Annotated in this window: 1 protein-coding gene; it reads right to left on the bottom strand. The window is 74.3% G+C overall.

Annotation, left to right across the window (positions count from 1 at the left end; translation table 11 throughout):
• Positions 1 to 48: 48 nt before the first annotated feature.
• Entirely contained in the window at positions 49 to 10,140 is a 10,092-nt protein-coding gene (locus BFF78_RS49550; RefSeq protein WP_079161140.1) for a type I polyketide synthase, read from the bottom strand.
• Positions 10,141 to 10,152: the final 12 nt, after the last annotated feature.

The following is a 10,152-nucleotide window of genomic DNA, read 5'->3' on the forward strand; positions in this document are numbered from 1 at the left end:
ATGCCGTGCTCGCGGTGGTCGCGGGCCGGTCATGCGGTGGTTGCGTCCTCAAGGTGCGGCGGGGCCGGACGAATCGGTGACGACGTCGGCCAGCCAGGAATCGACCGCCGCCGCGGTGGTGCCGGCGTGGTCCTCGAGCATCGAGTAGTGGTTTCCGGTCACTTCGACGATCGTGTCCACGTGCTCGGGCGGTGCCGCGCGCCCGTCGCCGTCCGCGACGCCGGCCGGCACGGGCTCGCTCGCCCGTACGAGCAGGGTCGGCGCGGCGATCTCCGGCGCAGCCCAGTCGTCGAACAGACGCATGTAACGGCCCATCGCGGTGAGCTGTTCGCCGCCGGACCTCATGAAGTCCAGGCGCTGCGACTGCGCCTGGGCCATCGCGTTGAGCACCTGGTGGTCGAAGGGGACCTCTCGGCTGAAGCTGTCGACCATCACCACGGCCGCCGGCCGCTCGCCCATGGCCTCCAGGTGTGCCGCCACTCCGTGGGCGATCCAGCCGCCCGAGGAGTAGCCGAGCAGGACGACCGGCTTCCCGTCGGCGCACTCCCGTACGGTCTGCGCGTGCAGCCGGAGCACGACGTCCGGATCGGACGGGACCGGCTCGCCCTTCTCGTAGCCGGGGTGGACCAGCGCCCACACGTCCAGCCGGTCGCGGAAGGGTGCGGCGAACCGCGCGTACTGGTGCGCACCGGCCGGTACGACGTACGGCGAGAAGCACATCAGCGCATAGGGGCGGTCGCCTTGCGCCAGCCGGACCGGGGCGGGCCGCTGGGCCAGTTCCTCGGGCCGCTCGAACGAAGGCCGGAAGCGGGCCGCCTCCATCAGCATCCCCATGGCCTCGGCGGCCGTCCCGGTCTCGCTCGCATGCCGGTAGAGCTGCACCAGCATGTCGGCGGGCCGCTCCTCTCCCCCGCGGCCGGCGCCCTGGAGCCGGGTCAGCAGGTGCTTGGCGAGCCTGGCGGGCGTGGGATGGTCGAAGGCCAGTCCCGCGGGCAGCCGCAGACCGGTCGCCGCCGACAGGCGCCGGCGCAGGTCGATCGCGGTGAGCGAGTCGAAGCCGAGCTCCAGGAAGTGCGCGGTGGGCAGCACGTCCTCGGCCGACGCGTGACCGAGGACCACGGCGCTCTCGGCACGGATGTGCGCCAGCAGCCGCTCCTCCTGCTCGGCCGGGGCGAGTCCGGCGAGTTCGGTCGCCAGCCCCCGTGCGGCGCCGGTCTCCTCGCCGGCGGCCTGCTCGGCCTCCAGGAGCCGCTGTACGTCGGGCAGGTCGGCCAGCAGCGGGCTGGGCCGTCCCACGGTGAAGGCGGGCAGGAACCTCTCCCAGTCGATCGGGGCGACGGTGAGGGCCGCCTCGTCGTGCTCGACGGCCTGGCGCAGGGCGGAGATCGCGAGCTCGGGGGCCATGACGCCCAGGCCCCGCCGCTCGCCACGCTCCTGGACCGCGTCGTCGACCATGCCGCCGCCCGCCCAGCCGCCCCAGGCGATCGAGGTCGCGGTCAGGCCGCGGGCCCGCCGCCGCAGTGCCAGGGCGTCGAGGAAGGCGTTGGCACAGGCGTAGGAGGCCTGCCCACCGCTGCCCCAGACGCCGGCACCGGAGGCGAAGAGGACGAACGCGTCCAGCTCACGGCCGTCGAGCAGCTCGTCGAGGTGGCGGGCGCCGGTGACCTTGGCGGCCGCGGCTTCGGCGAACTCGTCGAGACCGGCGCCGGCCAGCATGGACGACCGTGCCGTGCCGGCGGCGTGCAGCACCGCGGTGAGCGGATGCCGGGACTCGATGCCGGCGAGCAGCCGAGCGACCGCGTCACGGTCGGCGATGTCGCAGGCGGCGATGGTCACTTCGGCGCCCAGCGCGGTCAGCTCAGCGTGCAGTTCTTGCGCGCCGGGGGCGTCGGGCCCGCTCCTGCTGGTGAGCACCAGGTGCTGCGCGCCCGCGCCGGCCAGCCAACGGGCGAGGTGCCGGCCCACCCCGCCGGTTCCGCCGGTGACCAGGACGGTGCCGCGAGGCCGCCACGGCGTGGCGGGCTCCACCTCGGCGGGCCGCGCCCGGACCATGCGCCGGCCGTACACGCCGTCGGCACGTACGGCGAGCTGGTCCTCGTCGTGCTGGGCCAGCACTCCGGCCAGGCGGCGCAGCGCGTGCGCGTCCAGCTTCGCGGGCAGGTCGACGAGACCGCCCCAGCGCCGGGGCAGTTCGAGTGCGGCGACGATGCCCAGACCCCACAGCTGTGCCTGACCGGCGTCGCGCAGCGGGTCGGTGGCTCCGGTGGACACGGCTCCGCTGGTCGCACACCACAGTGGTGCCTGGACGTCCACGTCGCCCAGAGCCTGCACCAGGGTGACGGTCGTGGCGAGGCTCGCGGACAACGTCGGGTGGTCCGGGTGGCAGCCGGGGGCGAGGCCGAGCATCGACAGGACACCGGCGGGCTGTTCGCCGCCGAGTTCCTCGGCGAGCCGCGTCGCGGCCTGCGCGCGGTCGCAGCCGACGGGGAGTTCGACGACCCGCACCTTGGCGCCGTGGGCGCCGAGCACGCCGACGACGCAGGGCGCCCACTGCTCGTCCGCCAGTCCGGCGGGCAGGACGGCGAGCCACAGGCCGTCCAGGCCGGGGGCCGGGTGGTCGGTCAGCCGCCGGAAGGAGACGCGGTAGCGCCAGCCGTCCACCGTGGACTTCTCGCGGCTGCGCCGACGCCACGCGGACAGCACCGGCAGCGCCGGGCCGATGAGGGCGGCGTCGTCCGCCCCGAACTCACCGGCGAGCCCGGACAGGTCCGTGTTCTCCACCAGTTCCCAGAACCCGGCCTCGACGGGATCGGCGCCCGCAGGCACCGGGTCGGCGCTCTGAAGCCAGTACCGCTGCCGCTGGAACGCGTACGTCGGCAGGTCCACGCGCCGTACCGGAAGCCCGGCGAAGGGGACCGTCAAGTCCACGTGTACGCCGCTCACGTGCAGTTCGGACACGGAGTACAGAAAGCGGTCCATGCCGCCCCGGCCTCTGCGCAGCGAGACACCGGTCACCGCGTCGGCACCGGCCTCCTCCGCGATCTCCTGCACGGCACCGGCCAGCAGCGGGTGCGGGCTGCACTCGACGAACACCCCGTGCCCGTCCGCCAGCAGCGTCCGTACGGTCCGCTCGAACTCCACCGTGTGCCGCGCGTTGCGGTACCAGTACTCGGCGTCCAGGGCGGTGGTGTCCAGCACAGTGCCGGTCACCGTGGAGTAGAAGGGGATGTCCGCCGCGCTCGGCGCGACCGGGGCCAGCAGTTCGAGCAGTTCGGGGCGCAGGCTCTCGACCTGGGCGGAGTGCCCGGCGCCGGTGGCGCCGCGGACCTTGCGCACGCGCACGCCCTCGGCTTCGAGTTCCGCCAGGAGTTCGTCGACCGCGTCGGGCTCTCCGGAGACGGTCAGGGCGGCGGGCCCGTTCACGGCGGCGACCGACAGCCGGTCCCCATACTTCTCCAGCCTCGCGCGGGCCCGGTCGGCGGGCATGGCGACCGCGAGCATCGCGCCCTTGCCGATCAGCTTGGTCAGCGAGCGGCTGCGCAGGGCCACGATCCGGGCCGCGTCGTGCAGCGTCAGCGCGCCCGCGACGTACGCGGCGGCGACCTCGCCCTGTGAGTGGCCGACGACGGCGGCGGGCGTCACACCGTAGGACCGCCACAGCGCGGCCAGCGACACCATCACCGTGAACAGCGCGGGCTGGGCGACCTCCACCTCGGCCACGTCCGGCGCGCCCGGCTCGGCGCGCAGCACGTCGAGCAGCGGCCAGTCGAGGTAGGGGGCGAACGCCTCGGCGCAGGCCTTCGCCTGCTCGGCGAAGACCGGGGAGATGTCCAGCAGTTCGCGGGCCATCTCCGGCCACTGCGAGCCGTGCCCGGGGAAGACGAAGGCGACCCTGCCGGAGGCTGCGGCGGTGCCCTGGACCACGGTGTCCGCGGGTCTGCCGTCGGCGAGCGCCGCGAGCCCGGCCCGCAGTTCGTGCCGGTCACGGCCGACGACCACGGCCCGCTGCTCCAGCTGCGTCCGCGTGGTGACGAGGGCGCGGCCGACGTCGGGCAGACAGAGCCCTTCGCTGCGGTCGAGGTGGTTCAGCAGCCGGCGGGCCTGCTCGCGCAGGGACCGGGCGGTCTTCGCGGACAGCGCCCACGGGAACACCTCCGGGGGCCGGACGGCGGTCGCGTGGCGCGCTGAGGAGTTCTGCTGGTTTTCGGCGACGGACGTGTCCTGCGCTGCGGGGGACTGCTCGCCCTCGGCGGCGGACGTGGTCTCGGGGGCCTGCTCGATGATGGTGTGCACGTTGGTGCCGCTCATCCCGAACGAGGAGACGGCCGCACGCCGTGGCCTGTCCCGGTCGGGCCAGGCGGTCTGCTCGGTGAGCAGGCGCACGTTCCCGCCGGCCCAGTCGACGTCCGGGGTCGGCTCGTCGACGTGCAGCGTCTGCGGCAGGATGCCGTTGCGGAGGGCCATCACCATCTTGATGACACCGCCGACGCCGGCGGCAGCCTGCGTATGGCCGATGTTGGACTTCAGCGAGCCCAGCCACAGCGGCCGGCCCCCGGGGCGCTCCTTGCCGTACGTGGCCAGCAGTGCCTGCGCCTCGATCGGGTCGCCGAGCCGGGTTCCGGTGCCGTGGGCCTCCACGGCGTCCACCTCGTCCGGGGCGAGCCGGGCATTGGCCAGCGCCTGCCGGATGACCTGCTGCTGGGCCTTGCCGCTGGGCGCGGTCAGGCCGTTGGAGGCGCCGTCCTGATTGACCGCGCTGCCCCGTACGACGGCCAGCACCTCGTGCCCGCATCGGAGGGCGTCGGACAGCCGCTCCACCAGGACCAGGCCCACGCCCTCGGCGAAGCCGGTGCCGTCGGCGGACGAGGAGAACGCCTTGCAGCGGCCGTCGGCGGACAGCGCGCGCTGCCGGCTCGACATCGTGAACGCGGACGGTCCGGCCATCACCATCACGCCGCCCGCCAGTGCCATGGAGCACTCGCCGTTCCGCAGTGCCTGTACGGCGAGGTGGAGGGCGGTCAGCGAGGATGAGCACGCGGTGTCGACGGTGACCGACGGCCCCTGCAGGCCGAAGGTGTAGGAGAGCCGGCCGGAGATCACGCTGGCCGCGTTGCCGCTGGGGAGGTAGCCCTCGACGCCGTCGGGCACCTTGAGCGGGCGGCCGGTGTAGTCCTGGTAGCCGGAGCCGACGTAGACGCCCGTGGCGGTGGAGCGCATCGCGTGGGGGGCGATCCCGGCGCGCTCGAAGGCCTCCCAGGTGGTCTCCAGCAGCAGGCGCTGCTGCGGGTCCATGGCGACGGCCTCGCGCGGGCTGATTCCGAAGACCGCGGGGTCGAACTCGTCCGCGTCGTGCAGGAATCCGCCGTGGGTGGTGTACGTGGTGCCGGGGTGGTCGGGGTCCGGGTGGTAGAGCGCCTCGACGTCCCAGCCGCGGTTGCCGGGGAAGCGGGAGATCGCGTCGCGGCCGGAGGCGACCAGCTCCCACAGGTCCTCGGGCGAGCGCACGCCGCCGGGGTAGCGGCAGGCCATCGCGATGATGGCGATCGGCTCGTCCAGCACCGCGGCGGCTGCCTCGGCCATGGCCACCGCACCTTGTCCGCCGGTGAGTTCGGCGAGCAGGTGGGCGGCGAGGTCCGCGGCCGTGGGGTGGTCGAAGACCAGCGTCGTGGGCAGGGCAAGGCCGGTGGCCTCGTTGATCCGGTTGCGGAGTTCCACCGCGGTCAGGGAGTCGAAGCCGAGGTCCCTGAAGGGCCGGTCGGCCTCGACGGCGGCCACGGCGCGGTGGCCGAGGACGGCGGCGGCATGCGTGCGCACGAGGTCCACGAGGGTGCGTGCGCGGTCTTCGTACGACAGCCCGGCCAGGCTCTCGGCGAGCGCCCCGGAGCCGTGGCCCGCCTCGGGGGCGTCCTGCGCGAGCGCCGCGCGCACCTCGGGGAGGTCGCCGAGCAGCGGGCTGGGCCGGCCGAGGGTGAACGGCACGATGAAACGCGCCCAGTCCACGTCGGCCACGGTCAGCAGGGTCTCGTCGCGGTCGAGCGCGCGTTGCAGGGCGGTGATCGCCGATGCGGGGGTCATCGCGCGCAGGCCGCGGCGGCGCAGCCGCTCCTCGTCGTCGCCGTCCTCGACCATGCCGCCGTCGGCCCAGGGGCCCCAGGAGACGGCGGTCGCGGTCAGGCCGCGGTCGCGGCGCCGCCGGGCGAGAGCGTCGAGGAAGGCGTTGCCGGCGGCGTAGGCGGCCTGGCCGCCGCTGCCCCAGACGCCGGAGATGGAGGAGAACAGGACGAAGGCGTCGAGTTCCTGGTCGCCCAGCAGCTCGTCCAGGTGGGCCGCGCCGCCGGCCTTGGCGGCGAGCGCGGCGGCGAAGGCGGCCGGGGTGGTGGCGTCCACCATGCCGGCGTCGGCGACCCCGGCTGCGTGCACGACGGCGGTGAAGGTGTGTTCGGCGAGCAGGGCCGCCACGGCGTCGCGGTCGGCCACGTCGCAGGCGGCGAGCGTGACGCGGGCGCCGAGGGCCTCCAGCTCGTCCCGCAGGGCGGCGGCGCCCGGGGCGCCTGCGCCCCGGCGGCTGGTGAGGACGAGGTGTTCGGCGCCACCGCGCGCCAGCCAGCGGGCGACGTGGCCGCCCAGCGCGCCCGTACCGCCGGTGATGAGGACGGTGCCGCGCGGCTGCCAGTGGCGGGTGGCCGCCCGGTCCGGTGCGTGGGCGAGCCGCCGGGCGAAGACGCCGGAGGCGCGGACGGCGAGCTGGTCCTCCTCCCACCGGCCGGTCAGCGCCTGTCCCAGCACGTCGGCCAGGCGCGCGGCGACCTGGTCGTCGACGGACTCCGGCAGGTCGATCAGGCCGCCCCAGCACCGGGGTAACTCCAGTGCGACGGTGCGGCCCAGGCCCCAGACCTGGGCGTGCCGGGCGTCGCGTACGGCGTCGGAGCCGCTCACGGCCACCGCGCCCGAGGTGAGGCACCACAGCGGGGCGTCGACGCCCGCGTCGCCCAGGGCCTGGACGAGCAGCAGGGTGGGCAGTACGGGGTCGCCGGTGACGAGGAGGGACAGCACGCCGTCGACCGGCCCGGTCCCGGTCAGTTCCCCGGCCAGTCCGGCGCGGTCGCTCGCCGAGCCGACGACCAGCGTCCGCACAGTGGCGCCGCGAGCGGTGAGCACGGAGCGGACAGCGGCGGTCTGCTCGTTCTCCTCCTCCGGCACGGCCAACAGCCAGGTGCCGCCGAGGCCGGCCGGAGCGAGCTCGCCCAGGCGCTTCCACGACTCGCGGTAGCGCCGGTCGTCGACGGCGGACTGCTCCTTGCGCTGCCGCCGCCACGACGACAGCTTCGGCAGCACGTCGCTGAACGCGTCCCCCGCGCCGATGTGCAGGGTTTCGGCGAGGGCCCGCAGGTCCTCGCGCTCCACGGTCTCCCAGAACTCCGCGTCCACCGGGTCCACCGCCGGGGCGGCAGCGCCGGGCTCCGGGATGTGCACCCAGTACCGCTCGTGCTCGAACGCGTACGTCGGCAGGTCGGTCCTGCGCGCACCGGCGTAGAGGACGCTCCAGTCCACCGCGACGCCGTGGGTGTGCAGGTGCGCGAGAGCCGTGACGAGCGCCTGTCGTTCGGGGCGGTCGGCCCGCAGCATCGGCACCGTGACGGCGCCGTCCAGGCAGCCCTGCGCCATGCCGCTGAGGACACCGCCCGGGCCGATCTCGATGAAGGTCCGCACGCCCAGCTCGTGCAGGGTCCGCACGCCGTCGGCGAAGCGGACCGCCTCGCGGACGTGCCGCACCCAGTATTCGGGCGTGTAGTCCTCGACGAGCCGGCCCGTGAGGTTGGAGACGACGGGAAGCTGCGGCTTCTCGAAGGCCAGGCCACGGACGACCTCGGCGAACTCCTCCAGCATCGGCTCCATCAGCGGCGAGTGGAAGGCGTGGCTGACCTTCAGCCGGGACGTCTTGCGGCCCTGCTCGGCGAAGGCCGCGGCGATCGCCAGGGCCGCCGTCTCGTCACCGGAAACCACCACCGACGAGGGGCCGTTGACCGCGGCGATGCTCACTCCGTCGGTGAGGCGGGGCAGGACCTCCTCTTCGGTGGCCTGTACGGCGACCATGGCGCCGCCCGTGGGCAGGGCCTGCATCAGCGCGGCGCGGGCGGACACCAGCTTCGCCGCGTCGTCGAGGGACAGCGCACCGGCCACATGCGCGGCGGCGATCTCGCCCACGGAGTGGCCCATGACGAAGTCGGGCCGGACGCCCCAGGATTCGAGGAGTCGGAACAGGGCCACCTCGACCGCGAAGAGCGCGGGCTGGGTGCACCCGGTCCGGTGCAGCGTTTCGGCGTCGACGTCGACCGGGGCGTCCAGACGCGCGCGCACCTCGTCGTAGGCCGTGGCGAAGACGGGGAACGCCGCGTACAGCTCGCGTCCCATGCCGATGCGCTGCGAGCCCTGCCCGGAGAAGAGGAAGCCGGTCCTGCCGCCGGCCGGACGCCCGAGCAGCACACGGGGCGAAGGGTTCCCGGCGGCCAGGTCCGCCAGCCCCAGGAGCAGTTCCTCATGGTCCTCCCCCACGACCGCGGCCCGGTGACGCATGGCCGCGCGGGTCGTGGCCAGCGACAGCCCGACGTCGTGCGGCCGGACCCCGCCCCGTACGAAGGGCAGCAGCCGGGCCGCCTGGGCCCGCAGCGCCGCGTCGCTCCTGGCGGAGAGCACCCACGCCAGCGGGCCGTCTGCGGGAGCCGCTGCGGGCTCCTCGTCCGGGACCGGCGCCTGCTCGATGATCGTGTGGGCGTTGGTGCCGCTGACGCCGAAGGACGACACGGCGGCCCGGCGCGGGCGGTCCGTCTCCGGCCATGCGACGGCCTCGGTCAGCAGGCGGACGTCACCGGCCGACCAGTCCACGTGCGGCGTCGGCTCGTCCACGTGCAGGGTCTGCGGGAGCACTCCGTGGCGCATGGCCATGACCATCTTGATGATGCCGCCGACACCCGCGGCGGCCTGGGCGTGGCCGATGTTCGACTTCAGCGAGCCCAGCCACAACGGCCGGTCCTCCGACCGCTCCTGACCGTACGTGGCGATCAGCGCCTGCGCCTCGATCGGGTCACCCAGCGTCGTACCCGTACCGTGCGCCTCCACGACGTCGATCTGGGCGGGAGACAGACCGGCCGATGCCAGGGCCTGGCGGATGACCCGCTGCTGCGCCGGACCGTTCGGCGCCGTCAGGCCGTTGGACGCACCGTCCTGGTTCACGGCACTGCCCCGCACCACGGCCAGCACCCGGTGCCCGTTGCGGCGGGCGTCGGACAGTCGCTCCACCAGGAGCATGCCGACGCCCTCGGCCCAGCCGGTGCCGTCCGCGCCGGCCGCGAACGGCTTGCACCGTCCGTCGGGGGCCAGCCCGCGCTGGCGGCTGAACTCCACGAACGCGGTGGGCGTGGTCATCACCTGCACGCCGCCGGCCAGCGCCATGGAGCACTCGCCGTTGCGGAGGGCCTGGACCGCCCAGTGCAGCGCCACCAGTGACGACGAACACGCCGTGTCGACCGTGACCGCCGGGCCCTCAAGCCCGAAGGTGTAGGCGATGCGGCCGGACATCACGCTGGCGGAGTTGCCGGTCCCGAGATGGCCGTCGGACTCGCCGCCCACCCCGGCCAGGAGGTTGACGTAGTCCTGGTAGCCGGAGCCGACGAAGACCCCGGTACGGCTGCCCCGCACCGACTCCGCGTCGATACCGGCCCGCTCGAACGTCTCCCACGTGGTCTCCAGCAGCAGCCGCTGCTGCGGATCCATCGCCACGGCCTCACGCGGGCTGATCCCGAAGAACCCGGCGTCGAACTCCCCCGCCTCGTACAGGAATCCACCACGGCGCGCATACGTCTTCCCCGCCGCCTCCGGGTCCGGGTCGTAGATGCCCTCCACGTCCCAGCCCCGGTCCGCCGGGAACTCACCGACCGCGTCACCACCGGAGACCACCAGCTGCCACAGGTCCTCCGGTGAACGCACCCCGCCCGGATACCGGCACGCCATGCCGACGATCGCGATGGGTTCCTGATCCTTCTCCTCGACCTCGCGAAGGCGCTCCCGGACCTGACGAAGGTCTCCGGTGACGCGCTTGAGATATTCGAGAAGCCTGTCTTCGTTGCTGCTCATCCGCCTCATCCGTCCTCGGCT

Origin of the sequence: Streptomyces fodineus, from assembly GCF_001735805.1 — a bacterium.
Classification (GTDB): Bacteria; Actinomycetota; Actinomycetes; order Streptomycetales; family Streptomycetaceae; genus Streptomyces; species Streptomyces fodineus.

What these genes read in the sequence shown, in the direction of transcription:
- BFF78_RS49550 (WP_079161140.1), bottom strand. Translation starts at nt 10,140, where the DNA reads ATGAGGCGGATGAGCAGCAACGAAGACAGGCTTCTCGAATATCTCAAG.